Annotated in this window: 15 protein-coding genes; 5 read left to right on the top strand and 10 right to left on the bottom strand. The window is 73.6% G+C overall.

Annotation, left to right across the window (positions count from 1 at the left end; translation table 11 throughout):
• The first annotated feature begins 11 nt into the window (after positions 1-11).
• Positions 12-344, top strand: a complete 333-nt coding sequence (locus tag OG937_26035) for a hypothetical protein (protein ID WUD74908.1) — start codon at positions 12-14, stop codon at positions 342-344.
• Here the strand turns inward: OG937_26035 and OG937_26030 are convergent.
• The 3 genes from OG937_26030 to OG937_26020 form a co-directional block, all read right to left on the bottom strand.
• Positions 268-999: a LuxR C-terminal-related transcriptional regulator gene (locus tag OG937_26030; GenBank protein ID WUD78886.1), complete on the bottom strand. Its 732-nt coding sequence runs from the start codon at positions 997-999 to the stop codon at positions 268-270. The genes OG937_26035 and OG937_26030 overlap by 77 nt on opposite strands.
• Positions 1,000-1,278: 279 nt before the next feature.
• A complete protein-coding gene (locus tag OG937_26025) occupies positions 1,279-2,853 on the bottom strand; it encodes a PQQ-binding-like beta-propeller repeat protein (protein ID WUD74907.1) in 1,575 nt (524 codons plus the stop codon).
• Between the two features lie 107 nt (positions 2,854-2,960).
• Positions 2,961-4,751, bottom strand: coding sequence for an ABC-F family ATP-binding cassette domain-containing protein (locus OG937_26020; protein WUD74906.1), 1,791 nt, complete (start codon positions 4,749-4,751; stop codon positions 2,961-2,963).
• Positions 4,752-4,908: 157 nt separating this feature from the next.
• Between OG937_26020 and OG937_26015 the strand changes: the two genes are divergently transcribed.
• Both OG937_26015 and OG937_26010 read left to right on the top strand, forming a co-directional pair.
• Entirely contained in the window at positions 4,909-5,184 is a 276-nt protein-coding gene (locus OG937_26015) for a type II toxin-antitoxin system Phd/YefM family antitoxin (GenBank protein WUD74905.1), read from the top strand.
• Positions 5,181-5,432, top strand: a complete 252-nt coding sequence (locus OG937_26010) for a type II toxin-antitoxin system RelE/ParE family toxin (protein WUD74904.1) — start codon at positions 5,181-5,183, stop codon at positions 5,430-5,432. Before OG937_26015 ends, OG937_26010 begins: the two co-directional genes overlap by 4 nt.
• On the opposite strand, the gene OG937_26005 is transcribed toward OG937_26010, so the two are convergent.
• The 7 genes from OG937_26005 to rsmI form a co-directional block, all read right to left on the bottom strand.
• Positions 5,410-6,741: an acyltransferase gene (locus OG937_26005; protein ID WUD74903.1), complete on the bottom strand. Its 1,332-nt coding sequence runs from the start codon at positions 6,739-6,741 to the stop codon at positions 5,410-5,412. The two genes, OG937_26010 and OG937_26005, sit on opposite strands and share 23 nt — an antisense overlap.
• Before the next feature lie 82 nt (positions 6,742-6,823).
• Entirely contained in the window at positions 6,824-7,732 is a 909-nt protein-coding gene (locus OG937_26000; GenBank protein WUD74902.1) for a 4-(cytidine 5'-diphospho)-2-C-methyl-D-erythritol kinase, read from the bottom strand.
• Positions 7,733-7,823: 91 nt separating this feature from the next.
• Positions 7,824-8,717, bottom strand: a complete 894-nt coding sequence (gene rsmA / locus OG937_25995) for a 16S rRNA (adenine(1518)-N(6)/adenine(1519)-N(6))-dimethyltransferase RsmA (GenBank protein WUD74901.1) — start codon at positions 8,715-8,717, stop codon at positions 7,824-7,826.
• 254 nt (positions 8,718-8,971) lie between these two features.
• Positions 8,972-10,210 (bottom strand): ubiquitin-like domain-containing protein, encoded by a 1,239-nt coding sequence (locus OG937_25990; protein ID WUD78885.1) that lies wholly within the window; start codon positions 10,208-10,210, stop codon positions 8,972-8,974.
• 239 nt (positions 10,211-10,449) lie between these two features.
• Entirely contained in the window at positions 10,450-11,355 is a 906-nt protein-coding gene (locus OG937_25985) for a TatD family hydrolase (GenBank protein ID WUD74900.1), read from the bottom strand.
• A 31-nt stretch (positions 11,356-11,386) separates the two neighbouring features.
• On the bottom strand, positions 11,387-11,785 hold the full coding sequence (locus OG937_25980) for a hypothetical protein (protein WUD74899.1): 399 nt from the start codon (positions 11,783-11,785) through the stop codon (positions 11,387-11,389).
• Positions 11,786-11,976: 191 nt separating this feature from the next.
• Complete coding sequence (gene rsmI, locus OG937_25975) at positions 11,977-12,861, bottom strand: 16S rRNA (cytidine(1402)-2'-O)-methyltransferase (protein WUD74898.1); 885 nt, start codon at positions 12,859-12,861, stop codon at positions 11,977-11,979.
• 114 nt (positions 12,862-12,975) lie between these two features.
• On the opposite strand from rsmI, the gene OG937_25970 reads away from it, so the two are divergent.
• Positions 12,976-14,682 (top strand): phospholipid carrier-dependent glycosyltransferase, encoded by a 1,707-nt coding sequence (locus OG937_25970; protein WUD74897.1) that lies wholly within the window; start codon positions 12,976-12,978, stop codon positions 14,680-14,682.
• A gap of 91 nt (positions 14,683-14,773) precedes the next feature.
• Entirely contained in the window at positions 14,774-17,194 is a 2,421-nt protein-coding gene (locus OG937_25965) for a SpoIIE family protein phosphatase (protein ID WUD74896.1), read from the top strand.
• Positions 17,195-17,259: the final 65 nt, after the last annotated feature.

The raw sequence follows: 17,259 nt of genomic DNA, 5'->3' as shown, positions 1-17,259 counted from the left end.
GGTGACGCGTCGTGAGCGAGTACGGCAACGAGCCGGATTTCCAGCACCGCATCGAGGATCTGGAGCAGAAGTCGGCCTCGGCGGCACGCCTGTTCGACGTGCGCCGTGTCATCGGCGGCCTCTTCGTGGTCTACGGGGTGATCGTGACCATCGCCGGGATCACCGCGTCCGACGCGGACATCGCCAAGGCCCAGGGCATCAACATCAACCTCTGGACCGGGATCGGCATGCTGGTGCTGGGACTGCTCTTCCTCCTGTGGATGAAGCTCAGTCCCCCTCCTCCCACGCCCGCAGCGGAGGAGACGCCTGAGCCGGGATCGCACCGCCCGGGAGATGGTGACTGACCCGGTCCAGCAGCCCCGTGCGGGCCGCCAGGGCGGCGGCCTCCAGCCGGGAGCCCACCCCCAGCTTCATCAGCACCCGCTGCACGTGCGTACGGGCGGTGCTCGGCGCGATCCGCATGCCCGCAGCGATCAGCCGGGTGTCCTCGCCCTCCGCGACCCGCAGCAGCACCTCGACCTCGCGCGGGGTGAGCATCTGCAGCAGTCTGGTGCCCTCGTCGTCCGGCTCGGCCACCGGGTTGAGCAGCTCGGCGAACGCGCCCTGCAGCAGCGCGGGCGCCACGGCCACCTCGCCGGCACGCGCCTTGGCCATCGCCCGCTCGACGCCCTCGATCCGCTCGTCGTGCCGTACGTAGCCGGACGCGCCGGCGGCGAACGCGGCGGCTATCCCGCGCGGGTTGGGCACCGGCCCCAGGACCAGCACCGCGACCCCCGGCCGCTCCCGCTTGATGCGGACGACCGCGTCGAAGGCGCCCGGCTCGGCCGGCGCCGCCGTCCCGATCAGGCACACCTCGGGCGACCGGCTCAGTACGAGCTCCGCCGCGCCCGACGCGGGCGCGGCCGCCGCGAGCACCCGGTGCCCGCGCAGCTTCAGCGCCGAGGCGAGCGCCTCGGCCAGCAGACGATGGTCGTCGACGACGACGAGCCGTACGCCCATGGGCGTCCCCCTCATCCCCCCATGGACTGGTGCGGGCCTGCCCACCGAGTCCAAGCCGGTCCCCCTTCACATGCCGCGGCGAAGCCCCTCCGGCATACCGCCTGTGCCCCCGCGGCGGCCCCGGGCCATGCCCGGGAAGGTACACGCTTGTTCGACGCTTTGCGCCCCCTACTCGGCAGAAGCCTCCCTAAATCCGCATTATCTCCAAACATGGCCGACTTGCGACCGGGTGTGCTTGTTTGAGGGCCCCGCGCGCCGTCGCCCTCCCCCCTGGCCCGGTCAGCCGAAGGCGGCGATGGACCGGTCCGTCAGGTTGGCGGAGGCGGAGATGTGGTCGGAGGTCAGGAAGAAGTGGTCCTCGTACAGCCACCAGCCCGAATCGCTGTCCAGGAAGTCGTTCTCCAGGTCCTTGCCGCTCTCCGGCAGTTCCATGAAGACGGTGAACCCGCGGGTCGCGGGATCGAGCCGCAGCAGGCGGCCCGGCTTGTCGTAGGTGTTCTTCTGGTACGCGACGACCTTGCCGCCGCTGACGCCGACGATCTTGAGCTCGCGCTCCTGGTCGGGCTTGGCGAGCCACTTGGGCTTGCCGGTGGTGAGGTCGAGCGCGGCGATCTCGTTCGTCTGGGAGTAGGAGGTGCCGCTGCCCGAGTGGGTCTTGGTGGGCAGGTAGATGGTCGTGCCGTCGACGGCGACGTTGGTGCACCGGTTGTCCTCGCAGTGGATCCGGTACGTGGCGTCCGCGCCGCCCGCGCCGAGCGAGATGCGGCTCTTCATCTTGCCGCCGTCCAGGTACACGATGTCGGTCATCGACAGGCTGCCCGCCGACAGCCCCACGACCACCGGGTCCGTGGAGATGACGCTGTACACCTCACTGCCGCTCGGCACCTGCCAGGACCACTTCTTGGCGCCGCCCTCACCCAGGCCCTGCACGTACTCGTCACCGCCGAAGCCGCCGCACTCGACGACCGCGACCAGCGCGCTGCCGCCGTGGTAGCCCTTGTCGGCGCACTCCGAACCGGCCTTGGGCGTCCACAGCACGGCCCCGGTGCTGATCTTGTACGCGACCGAACCGCCGATCCAGGAGACGGCCGCCGTGTCGCCCGTGAGCGCGATCTGCGAGTAGCTGTGCGAGGTCCGGCCGTCCGGGTCGGGCAGCTTCTTCGCCCACAGCTTCTTGCCGTGGGCGATGTCGACGGCGATCACGCTGTCGCAGTCCGTGCCGTACTGCAGCACCAGGCGGTCGCCGGCCGCCGACTCCGGGCCCGGGCAGGACTCCCCCTCCAGCGGGATCGACCAGTTCTCCTTGCCGCTGTCGAGGTCGAAGGAACGCAGCGCGTCCGGCATCGTCTTCACGACGGCGTTGCCGGTGAACCAGGCTTCCGCCACCGGGGCGGTGATCTCGGACTTGGACGGCCGCACCGCCTTCTTGTCCCACAACGCGCGGGCCTTCAGCGGGCCGTCGCCGGCCGGACGGCTGCTGCCGCCGCCCTTCGCCGGGGTGTCCGAGGGCCCGTCGTCGTCGCCCGCGGCCAGGAAGACTCCCGTGCCGACGACCAGGACGGCCGCGATCGCCGCCGCCACGATCGCGGCCACCTTGCCGTTGCCGCGCTTCGGCGGCTGCGGGTACTGCGGGTACGGCTGGTAGCCGTACCCGGGGAGGGGCTGGGTCGGCGCCTGGGCGTACGGGTTGGGGCCGTACGGGCCCGGCGGCGGGGGCGGGGGCGGCGGCTGCTGTCCCTGAGGGTGGGTCGGCGGCTGGGCGTAGGGGTTGGGCTGCTGCGGCGGGTAACCGTACTGAGGCGGCTGCGGCCCGAATCCGGGCTGGTTGCCGGGGGGAGGCGGCGGCTGCGACATCGGAGGGCACCTTTCGGGCACAGGTGTGCGGAGGCGGACGGTGACCCTCTTTGTACCACCGGTGACGCACCGTTCCGCCCCCGCGCCGAAGGACCGTTACGGCACTGCTACACCTCGTCCGCCAGCTCCAGCCAGCGCATCTCCAGTTCCTCGCGCTCGGCGGCCAGCGACCGCAGCTCCATGTCGAGTTCGGCCACCTTCTCGAAGTCGGTGGCGTTCTCGGCGATGGCGGCGTGCAGCTTCGACTCCCTCTCGCCGATCTTGTCCAGCTGCCGCTCGATGCGCTGCAGTTCCTTCTTGGCCGCGCGGCTGTCACCGCCGCCCTTCGGCTTGGCCGGGGCGGGCGCGGGGGTGGCGGCCTCGACGGCCGCGCGGCGTCGCTCCAGGTACTCGTCGATGCCGCGCGGCAGCATGCGCAGCGTCGCGTCGCCGAGCAGGGCGAAGGTGCGGTCGGTGGTCCGCTCCAGGAAGTACCGGTCGTGGGAGATGACCACCATCGAACCGGGCCAGCCGTCGAGCAGGTCCTCCAGCTGGGTCAGGGTCTCGATGTCCAGGTCGTTGGTGGGCTCGTCGAGGAAGAGCACGTTGGGCTCGTCCATCAGCAGCCGCAGCAACTGCAGCCGGCGCCGCTCGCCACCGGACAGGTCACCGACCGGGGTCCACTGCTTCTCCTTGGTGAACCCGAACTTCTCGCAGAGCTGACCCGCCGTCAGCTCCCGCCCCTTGCCGAGGTCGACACGGCCGCGCACCGACTCCACCGCCTGCAGCACCCGCAGCGACGGCTCGAGTTCGGCGACCTCCTGCGACAGGTAGGCCAGCCGTACGGTCTTGCCGACCACCACCTTGCCGGCCACGGGCTGCTGCTCGCCCTCGCTGACGGCGGCGTCCGCGAGCGCCCGCAGCAGGGACGTCTTGCCCGCGCCGTTGACACCGACCAGGCCGACCCGGTCGCCGGGGCCCAGCTGCCAGGTCAGGTGCTTCAGCAGCACCTTGGGCCCGGCCTGCACGGTCACGTTCTCCAGGTCGAAGACCGTCCTGCCCAGCCGGGTCGTCGCGAACTTCATCAGCTCGGCGTTGTCACGCGGCGGCGGCACGTCGGCGATCAGCTCGTTGGCCGCCTCGATGCGGAAGCGCGGCTTGCTGGTGCGGGCGGGGGCACCGCGGCGCAGCCAGGCCAGCTCCTTGCGCATCAGGTTCTGCCGCTTGACCTCCTCGGTCGCGGCGATCCGCTCACGCTCGGCGCGGGCGAAGACGTAGTCGCTGTAACCGCCCTCGTACTCGTGGACGTCACCGCGCTGCACGTCCCACATGCGGGTGCAGACCTGGTCCAGGAACCAGCGGTCGTGGGTCACGCACACCAGGGCCGAGCGCCGTGCCCGCAGATGACCGGCCAGCCAGGAGATGCCCTCGACGTCGAGGTGGTTGGTGGGCTCGTCGAGCACGACCAGGTCCTGCTCGGCGATCAGCAGCTTCGCCAGCGCGATCCGGCGGCGTTCACCACCGGAGAGCGGCCCGATCACCGTGTCCAGCCCCTGCGGGAAGCCGGGCAGGTCCAGCCCGCCGAAGAGGCCGGTGAGCACGTCCCGGATCTTCGCGTCGCCCGCCCACTCGTGGTCCGCGCGGTCACCGACCACCTCGTGCCGGACGGTGGCCTGCGGGTCCAGGCTGTCGTGCTGCGTCAGCACGCCCAGCCGCAGGTCCGAGGTGTGCGTCACCCGCCCGGTGTCCGGCCCCTCCAGCTTCGCCAGCATCCGGATCAGGGTCGTCTTCCCGTCGCCGTTGCGGCCGACGACGCCGATGCGGTCGCCCTCCGATACGCCGAGCGAGATCCCGTCCAGCAGGGTGCGCGTTCCGTACACCTTGCTGACGGACTCGACGTTGACCAGGTTGACGGCCATGGGACTCCTGTCACTACGAAAGAACGACCTCCCAGGGTAGTGCGGCCCCCTCACCCCTCGGGTACGGCGACCGCCCCCCGGACACCCGTGCGGGTGGGCCCGCCCACCACAGGTGAATCGCCAACCGTACACAGCCGCAGGTCTGTACAGTTTTCCCATGGATATGTATCCGCTCGTGGAAGCGCGCAACCAGCTCGGGCAGCTCGTCGGCCGAGTCCGGCACGGGCATGAACACATCCTGATCAGCGAGTACGGGAAACCCGCCGCCGCGCTCATCCCGATAAGCGAACTCGAGGAACTGCAGCGGCTGCGTGATGCGGCGGACGCTGCCGAGGCGGCAGCCCGCGAATCGGCTCCCACCGGCCCCGCGATGACGCATGACGAGTTCATGGCCCGGTTGGAGGACGAGGACCGTCAGGCCGACGCCTCGTGACCCACACCGTCGTCTGGCAGCACCAGGCCATGGCCGAGTTCCGCCGCCTGCGCCTCCTCGACCCGGTGGGTGCGAAGGCGTGCGCGGCTGCCGTCCGGGATTTGGCCGGAGAACCGCACCCCCGGACGGCGCGCGCCCTGGGAGGTTCGGGGTACTGGCGGCTGTCCGTCGGCGACTGGCGTGTTCTGTACCGGCCCGACGCCGAGACCGTCACCGTGCTCGTCCTCAAGGTCGGCCGGGTGGGCTGACGCCCGGCTCAGCCCTGACGCGGCCCGCCCTTTCGACCAGGGCCCAGCCGGCGACGGCCATGAGGACGGCGGCCGGGGCCGTGACGCGGAAGGCGATCAGGGTGGCCGAGTGGCCGTCGAGGAGGCCGCCGAAGCCGACGGCGGACAGGCCGAGGACGCCCAGCAGCGCGAGGGCGACGCCGAACGCGGCACCGGGGCCGGAGAGCGGGCCCGGCGCCTGGGCGGGGCGCGGGGCCGGGGGGCGTTCGGCGCGGCGGAAGACGGCGACCAGGGCGGCGGTGAGGGCGGTCGCGGCCGCCACGCGCAGCGGCACCTGGGCCCACCAGGCGGCGGTGGCCGGGGCGGGCAGCGTGCGGCCCAGGGAGATCAGCGCGCCGTACACGGCGAGCATGGCCGTGAGGTGCCAGAGGAAGGCCGTCATCGCGATGCCGTTCGCGGCGACCACGCCGCGCCACACACGCGGGCGCGCCAGCAGGCGCGCGGCGGGGCGCCGCAGCAGTTCGACCGCGCCGACCAGCCACACGCCGTGGCAGAGCAGGGCGAGCGTGGGCGGCGCCATGTTCGAGATCCGCTCGCCGGGCATGCCCACCATGGACAGCGGGTACGGCCCGAGCGCCACCAGCGCGACCGCCCCCGCCAGCCCGCAGACGGCCGGCACCGCGGGGAGGCGCAGCCGGCCGTCCGCCCGCAGGAAGCCCAGCTGGTGCACAGCGAGCCAGACGAAGGCGAAGTTCAGGAACGGCACGTAGGGCACGTCGAGGGCGAAGCGCAGCACGTCCACCACGACCGCGCCGGCCGACAGCGCGGCGAAGGCGCCCCAGCCGTACCGCTCGTGCAGTCGCAGCAACGGCGGGGTGAAGGCCACCATGCCGAGGTAGATCCCGATGAACCACAGCGGCTGCGCCACCAGTCGCGCCGCCACGTCCGGCACGGGGAGCAGCAGCGCGCCCGCGGCCCACACCGCGACGAACAGCATCGTCGGCCCCAGCAGCCGGCGCAGCCGGGCCCGCAGGAAGGCCGCGTACCCGCCGCCGGAGCGTGCGACGGAGCGATAGGAGAGCGCATGCGAGAAGCCGCCGACGAAGAAGAACACCGGCATGATCTGCAGCACCCAGGTCAGCGGTTGCAGCGCCGGGCGCACCGCCAGCAGGTTGCCGACCTCGACGCCCCCGTCGGCCCCGGTGGTCACCGCCGCCATCAGCCAGTGCCCCAGCACGACCGTGGCCAGCGACGCCACCCGCAGGAAGTCGACGTAACGGTCCCGTGCCGCGGGCGTGGCCGCGGCGATCTCTCCGGCTGTCATCCCCATGACGGCACGATCCCGCGCCGGGGCGCCGCTCCGTCAGGCCCGCCCTACTCAACTCGCCCCGGAAGACGGTGAGTACGGGTACTCAGAGCAGGGTCGCACCCTGCGCGGGGCCGGTGGTGACCCGTACCGCGCGGCAGGTGCCGGAGGCGGCGAGGGCGCCGGCGACGGCCTGCGCGGACTCGGCGTCCTTGGCGAGGAAGGCGGTGGTGGGCCCGGAGCCGGAGACCAGGGTGGCCAGGGCGCCGGCCTCGGCGCCCGCGGCGAGGGTCGCGGCCAGCGAGGGGCGCAAGGAGAGCGCGGCCGGCTGGAGGTCGTTCGCCAGGGAGGCGGCGAGGGCCACGGCGTCACCGGTGCGCAGCGCGTCGAGCAGGGCCGGGGACGCCTCCGGCTCCGGCACGGCCACGTCGCCGCGCAGCCGGTCGCACTCGCGGTAGACCTCGGGCGTGGACAGGCCGCCGTCGGCGACGGCGAAGACCCAGTGGAAGGTGCCGCCGGTCTCCAGCGGCTCCAGCAGCTCGCCGCGGCCCCGGCCGAGGGCGGCGCCGCCCACCAGGCTGAACGGGACGTCGCTGCCGAGCCCGGCGCAGATCGCGAGCAGTTCCTCGCGGCTCGCGCCGGTGCCCCACAGCGTGTCGCAGGCGACCAGGGCGCCCGCCGCGTCGGCGCTGCCGCCGGCCATGCCGCCCGCGACGGGGATGTCCTTGGCGATGTGGATGTGGACGCGCGGCTCCAGCCCGTGCCGCGCCGCGAGCGCGATCGCGGCGCGGGCGGCGAGGTTGCTCGCGTCGGCCGGGACCTGGTCGGCGTCCGGTCCGGCGACCGTGATCCGCAGCTCTTCGGCGGGAGCGACGGTGACCTCGTCGTACAGGCCGACGGCGAGGAAGACGTTGGCCAGGTCGTGGAAGCCGTCGGGGCGCGGTCCGCCCACCGCGAGCTGGACGTTGACCTTGGCGGGGACGCGGACGGTCACGGACGCGGGTCGGCGGGTCACTTGCGCGGTTCTCCTCGGAGCGTGAGCGTGGGGCACTCGATGCGGGGCCTTCGGTGCGTGGGGCACGGCGGCGCCCCCATTGTGCCCTCTGTCACCGCAGTGAGCGGCCGCCACCGCCGTGCTCGGCGATCGCCGCGAACTGCTCCACGGTCAGCGCCTCCCCGCGCGCCTGCGGCGACACCCCCGCGGCCACCAGCGCCTCCTCGGCGGCGGCGGCCGAGCCCGCCCAGCCGGCCAGCGCGGCCCGCAGCGTCTTGCGGCGCTGCGCGAAGGCGGCGTCCACGACCGCGAAGACCTGCTCGCGGGTGGCGGTGGTGGCGAGCGGCTCCTTGCGGCGGACCAGCGAGACCAGCCCGGAGTCCACGTTCGGGGCGGGCCAGAAGACGTTGCGGCCGATGGCCCCGGCCCGCTTCACCTCGGCGTACCAGGCGGCCTTCACCGAGGGCACCCCGTACACCTTGGAGCCGGGCCCTGCGGCCAGCCGGTCGGCGACCTCGGACTGCACCATGACCAGGGAGCGCTCGATGCTCGGGAAGGTCGCGAGCATGTGCAGCAGCACCGGGACGGCCACGTTGTACGGCAGGTTGGCCACCAGCGCCGTGGGCGGCGGACCGGGCAGCTCCTCGACGCGCAGCGCGTCGCGGTGCACGAGCGCGAAGCGGCCGGCCCGGCCCGGCAGGCGGGCGGCGACGGTCGAGGGGAGGGCCTCGGCCAGCACGTCGTCGATCTCCACGGCGGTGACGTGCTCGGCCACCTCCAGCAGCGCCAGCGTGAGCGAGCCGAGCCCCGGGCCGACCTCGACGACCACGTCGTCGGGCCGGACGTCCGCGGTGCGCACGATGCGGCGCACCGTGTTCGCGTCGATGACGAAGTTCTGGCCGCGCTGCTTGGTGGGGCGGACGCCCAGCGCGGCGGCCAGCTCACGGATGTCGGCGGGGCCGAGCAGGGCGTCGTCGGCGGGACCGGAGTGGTCGGTGGTGCTCACCGCTCAAGGGTATCCGGGCCCGGCGGGACCTCCGGCGGGCCAGGGCCCGTCGTCAAGGTCCTGCCTGCCCCGCGGTGTCCGGCACGGCACTCCCCCAGCCTTCGGCCCGGGGGAGTTGTCGAATCGTCCGAGTAGCCCACTACGAGGACGACTCTCCGCCTTGCGATGCACCGCACCGGGGGCACCTCCCAGCGCAAGCTGGGGGAACCGCGGGGCCGCCCTCCGGGCGGCCGGCACCACTTTGACGACGGGCCCTAGGAGTAGAGCTTGCGGCCGCACACCGGCCAGGGGCTGGCACCGCGCTGGATGTACAGGCGCTTGGCGCGGTACGTCTGCTCCTTGGCGGAGGCGTCCTGGGGGCGGCCGTGGCCGCCCAGGTTGCGCCAGGTGCGCTGGTCGAACTGGTAGAGGCCGCCGTAGGTGCCGGAGGCGTCCACCGCGTTCGGCCGGCCGCCCGCCTCGCACCGGCCGAGGGCCTTCCAGTTGAGGTGGTCGGCGCCCTCGACGCTGTCGGGGAGCCGCTTGGTGCCGACGCGCACGACCTGCCGCACGGGCTCGCGCAGCACCTCCTCGGCGATGCGCCGCGGCTTGCGCCGGACCCCGTCGACCGTGCGGTACGCGTATGTGACGCGGCGCAGCCCGTTCCTGCCCCGGGTGTCGACGGCGGTGGTGCCCTCGAACAGCGAGGGGTCCTCCGTCCGCTCGACGGGGAAGGGCACCGGCTCCTCGTGGACCTCGTCGTGCCCCCGGATGCGCCGGACGGAGATCGTCTGGCCCTCGCGCGGGAAGCTGCCGGGGTCGGCGGAGGTGGTGTCGAGGCCGTGCAGGGCGATGCCGGCGTCACGCAGCGCCTCGCCGACGGTGGCGGCGTTGGTGCGGACCGGCCGATCGTGGCCGTCGACGAGGAAGGTCATCTGGCGTTCGGTGCGGACGTCCAGCTCCAGCCCGTGCCGCCCGATCGCCTCGCCGCGGGAGGCGGACAGGTACGCGCCGTCCGCGCGCACGCCCAGCTGGCGCAGGGCGCCGTCCACGGTGCCGGCCGTGGTCCAGATCCGCCGGGGCCGGCCGTCGAGGGTCAGCGCGACCGGGCGGCCGTAGCGGACGGCGACGGTGTCGCCGTCCTGCAGCGCCGCGTCGGGGTCGGGGGCGACGATGTCGTGGTCGCCGACCTCGATGCCCTGGCGCTGCAGCAGTTCCTCCACGCTCCCGGCGAAGGTGTGCAGGGTGCGCGGCCGGCCGTCCACGCTGAGCTGCACGGCCTTGCCGCCGGCGAGGTAGGCGGTGCTGCCGCCCGCCAGGCAGGCGACGACCAGGGCCTGGGGCAGCAGCCTGCTCAGCGCGTCCGGGCGCCGCGCGGCGCGCCTGCGCCGGGCGGCCGCGCGTCCGGGGCGCGGCTCGACGTCCTCGTCGACGGGGGCCGTGCCCGGTGTCCTGCGGTAGGGGCCGTCCGCGTAGGACCGCGTTCCGGCCCGCGTCGTGCCCGCCTTGCTCATGTTGCTCACGGCGTACCTCCGGCCCGGTCCGATCGGACCGAACCGGGACCATAGCGGAGGATTCGTCACTCTCCAAAGCCCGACGGTCACGCCGTGTCGCCGGACGAAGGGACCGCGACACCCTGCGTGACCGTGGTCGGCGCGCCCTGCGCCGCCCCCGGAGGCCCTCGGCGCGGCCGCCGGGCGTCCGGAATCGGACAACCGTGTTACGCCGACCGCGCGAACCGCGCGACGTGGTGTCAGTAGCCGAAGGCCCGGGCCGTGTTGGCCCCGACGGCCGCGGCGAGCTCGTCCTCCGCGGCGCCCCGGGCGGCGGCCATGGCCCGCACGGTGACCGGGATCAGGTACGGGGCGTTGGGGCGGCCGCGGTGCGGTACGGGGGTGAGGAAGGGCGCGTCGGTCTCGACCAGGAGGAGCTCGGCGGGGGCGACGGCGACCGCGTCGCGCAGGTCCTGGGCGGACTTGTAGGTGACATTGCCGGCGAAGGACATGTAGTAGCCCTTGTCGGCGCAGAGCTTGGCCATCTCCGCGTCGCCGGAGTAGCAGTGGAAGACGACGGTGCCGGGCGCCCCCTCCTCGTCGAGGATGCGCAGCACGTCGGCGTGGGCCTCGCGGTCATGGATGACCAGGGCCTTGCCGTGCCGTTTGGCGATGTCGATGTGGCGGCGGAAGGAGTACTGCTGGGCCTCGACGCCGTCGGGCCCGGTGCGGAAGTAGTCCAGCCCGGTCTCGCCGACGCCGCGCACCTGGGGCAGCGCGGCGAGGGCGTCGATCTCCGCCAGGGCGGCGTCCAGCGCGGGCGGCCCGCCCGCCTGCCGCGCCCCCTGCCGGCTCCAGCCGTCGGGGTCCCCGTGGACGATCCTGGGGGCCTCGTTGGGGTGCAGGGCGACCGCCGCCCACACCTGCTCGTACGCCCCGGCGGTGCGTGCCGCCCAGTGGGAGCCGTCGACGTCGCAGCCGACCTGGACCACGGTCGTCACGCCGACGGACGCCGCCTTCGCCAGCGCCTCCTCGACGCCGCCCTCCTGCATGTCGAGGTGGGTGTGCGAGTCCGCCACCGGGACCGCGAGCGGTTCGGGGAGGGGAGGGGCGGCGGACGCGTCCTTCTTCGGGCGCCGGCTCTGGCTCTGGTTCTGCTCGGGCATGCCCCAGATCCTAGGCGGGGGGCCGCGGCGGCTACCGGGCGTCCCTCCTGCGGTGCAGCAGGTTGCGGGGCGACCAGTGCCGTGCGCGGCGCTCGGCGTCCTCCACGGCGGGCGAGGCCGGCACCCGGCGCATGTCGGAGGCCGCCGGCAGGGGGCCGGCGGCCGCGGTGGCCGACCACGACCCGGCGACATCGGAGACCTGTCCGGCCCGCATGATGCGGACCTTGTGGCTCTCGCACTCCACGCACGTCGGCCGGGTCAGCGGGGACGGCACACGCTTGCCGTCCGCCATGTACCAGACGACCTCGCGACCCTGTGCGTCGACGTGGTGCTCGATCTCGTACGCCTGCTCCCATCCGCGTCCGCAGCTGATGCAGACGAAGGCGTACGCCTCACGAACCGTGCCATCGGTTCCGATGGTCTCGCTCATGGCAGCTCCTGTTGCCCTCCGGACGAGGCGTCCGGAGCGGGACTTCCCTCCATCAGCGAACGCCCGGGAAGGCGCCGGCGATAGCGGGGGTGCCCTTTCTTGAGCCAGTTTTGGGGAGTATGTGACACGGGGCCGAGCAGGCGGCCCAGGTTTTTCCCTCTCCTACGATAGGACTTTGCACCGCGCCGCGTTTAGCCGGTTGTGGGCTGGTTCGCGGCGTGCTTCGCGGACACCACGGCGTCGAAGACCTCCCGCTTGGGCAGCCCCGCCTCCGTCGCCACGGCCGCGATCGCCTCCTTGCGCCGCTCCCCCGCCTCCTCACGGACCCGGACCCGGCGCACCAGCTCGGCGGCGTCCAGTTCCTGCGGCCCGGTCTCCGGGGCGCCCTCGACGACGATCGTGATCTCCCCGCGCACCCCCTCGGCGGCCCAGGCCGCCAGTTCCTCCAGGGGACCGCGCCGCACCTCCTCGTAGGTCTTGGTCAGCTCGCGGCAGACGGCGGCCCGGCGCCCGGCGCCGAAAGCCTCGGCCATCGCCGCGAGGGTCTCGGCGAGGCGGTGCGGGGCCTCGAAGTACACCAGGGTGCGCCGCTCCCCCGCGGCCTCGCCCAGCCGGGCCCGCCGCTCGCCGGCCTTGCGGGGCGGGAAGCCCTCGAAGCAGAAGCGGTCCACGGGCAGGCCGCTGAGGGCGAGCGCGGTCAGCACGGCGGACGGTCCGGGGACGGCCGTCACCCGGATGTCGCGCTCGACGGCCGCCGCGACCAGCCGGTAGCCGGGGTCGGAGACCGAGGGCATCCCGGCGTCGGTGACGAGCAGCACCCGGGCGCCCTCCTCCAGCGCCGAGACCAGCTCCGGGGTGCGGGCCGTCTCGTTGCCCTCGAAGTAGGACACGACCCGGGCGGTGGTGGTCACGCCCAGGGACTGGGTGAGCCGGCGCAGCCGCCGGGTGTCCTCGGCGGCGATCACGTCGGCCCCGGCCAGCTCCGCGGAGAGCCGGGGCGGGGCGTCGGCGACGTCACCGATGGGGGTCCCTGCGAGCACGAGTACGCCTGCGGCCGGTCCTGCGGAGCTAGTCACCGCCCCAGTCTCCCACCCGCCGCACACCCGGCCGGGCCTGCCGCGGCACGGCGGCGTACCCCCGGTTGGCCCGGTCCTCAGCACATACACATGCGGCTTCCCTACGATGGCCCGGTGACGAGTGACACCGCGACGCATGCGCACCGGGTCGAGGACGCCCCCAAGGCCGCGGAGGAGCAGAGCCCCTGGCAGCGGCAGCTGCGCCGCTTCGGCTACGTGGACCGCCCGCGCCCCGACGTGCGCGAGCGCCTGGTCCCGCCGTTCCCCGAGCCGGGGACACGGGCGTGGGCGGCGCTCGGCGTGGGCCCGGCGACGGCGCGCCGGCTGGCCCGCTGGACGGGCTGGGGCGGGCCGCTGCTCGTGGCGTTCTTCGCGGGCCTGCTGCGGTTCTGGAACCTGGGCAGCCCGCACGCGGTGATATTCGACGAGACGTACTACGCGAAGGACGCCTGGTCGCTCCTGCAGTACGGCTACGAGGGCAGCTGGCCGGACAAGGCCAACGACCTGATCCTCGCCACCCCGCCCTCCATCCCGCTCTCCGACGCCCCCTCGTACGTGGTGCACCCGCCGGTCGGCAAGTGGGTGATCGCCTCCGGTGAGTGGATCTTCGGGCTGAACCCCTTCGGCTGGCGCTTCGCGATGGCGGTGCTCGGGACGCTGTCGGTGCTGATGCTCTGCCGGATCGGCCGCCGGTTGTTCCGCTCGACCGCGCTGGGCTGCCTCGCGGGCGGCCTGATGGCGGTCGACGGCCTGCACTTCGTGATGAGCCGCGTCGCCCTGCTCGACCTCGTCGTCATGTTCTTCGTGCTGGCCGCCTTCGGCTGCCTGCTGATCGACCGGGACCGCGCACGGGCCCGGCTCGCCGCCGCCCTGCCCGAGGGCCGCCCGGACGACCGCGTCGCCTCCTTCACGTGGCTGGGCGTCCGCCCGTGGCGGATCGCGGCCGGGCTCTGCCTGGGCCTGGCCATCGGCACCAAGTGGAACGGCCTGTACGTGCTGGCGCTGTTCGGCGTCCTCACCGTGCTGTGGGACGCCGGCGCCCGCCGCGTGGCGGGTGCCCGCTACCCCCGGCTGACGGCGTTCTGGCTGGACGGGCTGTGGGCGGGCCTGTCCATGGTCGGCGTCGCCGTCGTCACCTACCTGCTGTCCTGGCTCGGCTGGTTCACCACCGACAAGGGCTACGACCGTGACTGGGCCAAGGGCGACGGCGGTTTCCCCTCCCGGTCCTGGGCGGCGCTGCGCAGCCTGTGGCACTACGAAGCGCAGGTGTACGACTTCCACGTCAACCTGCACTCCCCGCACACCTACCAGTCCAACCCGTGGAGCTGGCTGGTCCTGGGCCGCCCGGTGTCGTACTTCTACGAGTCCCCCAAGCTCGGCGAGGACGGCTGCACCGCGGCCGGCGGCTGCGCCCGCGAGGTGCTCGCCATCGGCACCCCGCTGCTGTGGTGGGCCGGGTGCTTCGCCCTGCTGTACGTCCTGTACCGCTGGATCTTCCGCCGCGACTGGCGCGCCGGCGCGATCGCCTGCGGCATCGCGGCCGGGTACCTCCCGTGGTTCCTCTACCAGGACCGGACGATCTTCCTCTTCTACGCGGTCGTCTTCGTGCCCTTCCTCTGCCTCGCGGTCGCGATGATGCTCGGCGCGATCCTCGGACCCCCCGGCGCGAGCGAACGCCGCCGCATGTGGGGCGCGGTCGGCGCGGGCACGCTGGTGCTGCTGATCGTCTGGAACTTCATCTACTTCTTCCCGCTCTACACCGGGCAGACGATCCCCATGGACGCCTGGCGCGACCGGATGTGGCTGGACACCTGGATCTGACCCGCCCGGCCGCGGGGCCGCTGACCTGCTCGGTGACCGTTTGCAGGGGGACGACCACGGACCTAGCGTGAATCCCGAGGGAATGTCACGTATGTCCGCCCCCGATCGCAACGTGCCCGGTCAGGCGTCGGCGCTCGACAGCGTCGGCGCGGCTCTGGCGGTGGTCGACGCGGAGGGGGTCCTCGTCCGCTGGACCGAGGTCGCGCAGAGGCTGCTGGGGTACGCGGCGGCGGACGTCCTGGGCAGACCGGCCTCGATGCTGCTGGGCGGCCCGGAGGGCGGGCCGCGGGGGTTCACGTGGGAGTGGGCCGGTCCGGTCGCGTTGCGGCACCGCAACGGCGGGCGGCTGGACGTGGACCTGCGGGTGACCGGGTTGCCGGGGGCCTCGGGCACGACGGACTGGCTGGTCGCGACGGCCGGGGTGCCTGCGTCCGTGCTGGAGTCGGCCGCGGAGCTGTGCCCCTTCCCGATGGCGATCTGGGACAGCGACCTGCGCACCGCGTGGCTGAACGACGCCCTGGCCGAGGCGTTCGGCCTCTCCCGGGAGGAGCGCCTGGGCCGGCACCTGGACGAATCACCGCTCTACGCGAACACCGAGCAGGTCGAGGCCCTGTTGCGCGAGGTCCTGGAGAGCGGCGTCCCGGTGATCGACCGGGAGCTGAGCCAGCTGGACCGGCTGCGGCACCGCGCGTACGCGCTCTCCGTCTTCCGCATCGAGGACGTCCGCCACGGCCGGGCCGGAGTCTGCTCGGTCAACGTGGACGTCACCGAGAGCCGGCGGGCCAGGGACCGCATGACCGTGCTCGGCCGCGCGGCGACCAGCATCGGGACCAACCTGGACGTCCTGCAGACCGCGCAGGACCTCGCCGACCTGCTGGTGCCGCTGCTCGCCGACTACGCGACGATCGACCTCGCGGAATCGGTGCGGCTCGGTGACGCCCCGCTCACCCGGCTCGGCCCGCTGGAGGACGGCAACGTCCCCGTCTTCCACCGGGCGGGGATCGCCTCGGTCCACCACGACTTCCGGGAATCGCTCTACGCACGCGGCAGCCCCGTCTTCGTCCCCCCGCACTCGCCGTTCATCGAGGTGCTGAGCTCCGGCCGGACGTACATGGAGGCGGAGCTGGACACCGAGCCCGGCACGTGGCTGGAGGAGGACCCGCGGCGACTGGAGCGGGTCCTCGACCTCGGGATGCACAGCCTGCTGATCCTGCCGGTCGTCGCGCGGGACGAGATCCTCGGTGTCGCCGTGCTCGTCCGCAGCGAGAACCCCACGCCGTTCGACGAGAACGACCGGACGCTCGCGGAGGAGCTGGTCAGCCGGGCCGCCCTCAGCCTGGACAACGCCCGCCGCTACACGCGCGAGCACACCATGGCCCTGACGCTGCAGCGCAGCCTGCTCCCCCGCAAGCCGAGCGCCGGGTTCTCCCTGGAGACGATCTGGCGCTACCTCCCGGCGGACACACAGGACGGGGTGGGCGGCGACTGGTTCGACGTGATCCGGCTGTCCGGTGCCCGGGTGGCCCTGGTCGTCGGGGACGTCGTGGGGCACGGGCTCAACGCCGCCGCGGCCATGGGGCGGATCCGCACGGCGGTGAGCACCCTCGCCGGCCTGGACCTGCCCCCCGACCGGCTGCTGTCCGCGCTGGACGACCTCGTCGTCCGGCTGGGTTTCGAGGACTCCGACGAGCCCTCGCCCGCTGCCGGCATCCTCGGCGCCACCTGCCTGTACGCGGTCTACGACCCCACCGACGAGCGCCTGACCATCGCCCGGGCCGGGCATCCCCCGCCGGTGATCATCACCCCGGACGGCACGGCGGGCTTCCCGGAGATCCCCGCCGGCGCGCCGCTGGGCGTGGGACTGCGGTCCTTCCCGTCGGTCGACCTGGAGCTGCCCGCGGGGAGCGTGATCGCCCTGTACACCGACGGGCTCGTGGAGACCAGGGACGGTGACATCGACGACGGCCTGGAGCGCCTGCGGACCGCGCTCAGCCGGCCGCCGGGCACATCGCTGGAGGACCTGTGCACCGCGGTGGTCGACCTGCTGCCCAAGCGCGGACAGGACGACGACGTCGCCCTGCTGCTCGCCAAGACCTGCCGGCTGAGCCCCGACCGGGTGTTCAGCGTGGAGATGCCCGCCGATCCGGCCGCGGTCGGACGGGTGCGGGCCGAGGCGGCCCGGCAGCTGTCCGCCTGGGGGCTGGACCGGCTGCGGGCGGCCGCCGAGCAGATCGTCGCGGAGTTGCTGGCCAACGCCGTCCTGCACGGGGCGGGACCCGTACGGCTGCGGCTCATCCGGCACATGAAGCTGGCCTGCGAGGTCTTCGACGCCGGTCCGGGCCCGCCGCTGCCGCGCCGTCCCGACCCCACCGACGAGGGCGGCCGGGGCATGGTGATCGTCGCGGAGCTGTGCACGCGGTGGGGTGTCCGCAGGACCGCGGAAGGCAAGATCGTCTGGGCGGAGCTGGCCCTCACCGACGAGGAACGGCTGCCCCCCGGGCCGGAACGGTGACCCCGCCGCGCGACGGCCCCGACCGGCGGACTTTCCCGATCGATGGGAAGCGCGTGCCGAAGCTG

Origin of the sequence: Streptomyces sp. NBC_00510, from assembly GCA_036013505.1 — a bacterium.
GTDB lineage: Bacteria > Actinomycetota > Actinomycetes > Streptomycetales > Streptomycetaceae > Actinacidiphila.
Note: the sequence above shows the minus strand (reverse complement) of the source record. Positions and strands in the feature narration are given on the sequence as shown.

What these genes read in the sequence shown, in the direction of transcription:
- OG937_26030 (WUD78886.1), bottom strand. Translation starts at nt 999, where the DNA reads ATGGGCGTACGGCTCGTCGTCGTCGACGACCATCGTCTGCTGGCCGAG.
- OG937_26025 (WUD74907.1), bottom strand. Translation starts at nt 2,853, where the DNA reads ATGTCGCAGCCGCCGCCTCCCCCCGGCAACCAGCCCGGATTCGGGCCG.
- OG937_26020 (WUD74906.1), bottom strand. Translation starts at nt 4,751, where the DNA reads ATGGCCGTCAACCTGGTCAACGTCGAGTCCGTCAGCAAGGTGTACGGA.
- OG937_26015 (WUD74905.1), top strand. Translation starts at nt 4,909, where the DNA reads ATGGATATGTATCCGCTCGTGGAAGCGCGCAACCAGCTCGGGCAGCTC.
- OG937_26005 (WUD74903.1), bottom strand. Translation starts at nt 6,741, where the DNA reads ATGGGGATGACAGCCGGAGAGATCGCCGCGGCCACGCCCGCGGCACGG.
- OG937_25990 (WUD78885.1), bottom strand. Translation starts at nt 10,210, where the DNA reads ATGAGCAAGGCGGGCACGACGCGGGCCGGAACGCGGTCCTACGCGGAC.
- OG937_25985 (WUD74900.1), bottom strand. Translation starts at nt 11,355, where the DNA reads ATGCCCGAGCAGAACCAGAGCCAGAGCCGGCGCCCGAAGAAGGACGCG.
- OG937_25980 (WUD74899.1), bottom strand. Translation starts at nt 11,785, where the DNA reads ATGAGCGAGACCATCGGAACCGATGGCACGGTTCGTGAGGCGTACGCC.
- OG937_25965 (WUD74896.1), top strand. Translation starts at nt 14,774, where the DNA reads ATGTCCGCCCCCGATCGCAACGTGCCCGGTCAGGCGTCGGCGCTCGAC.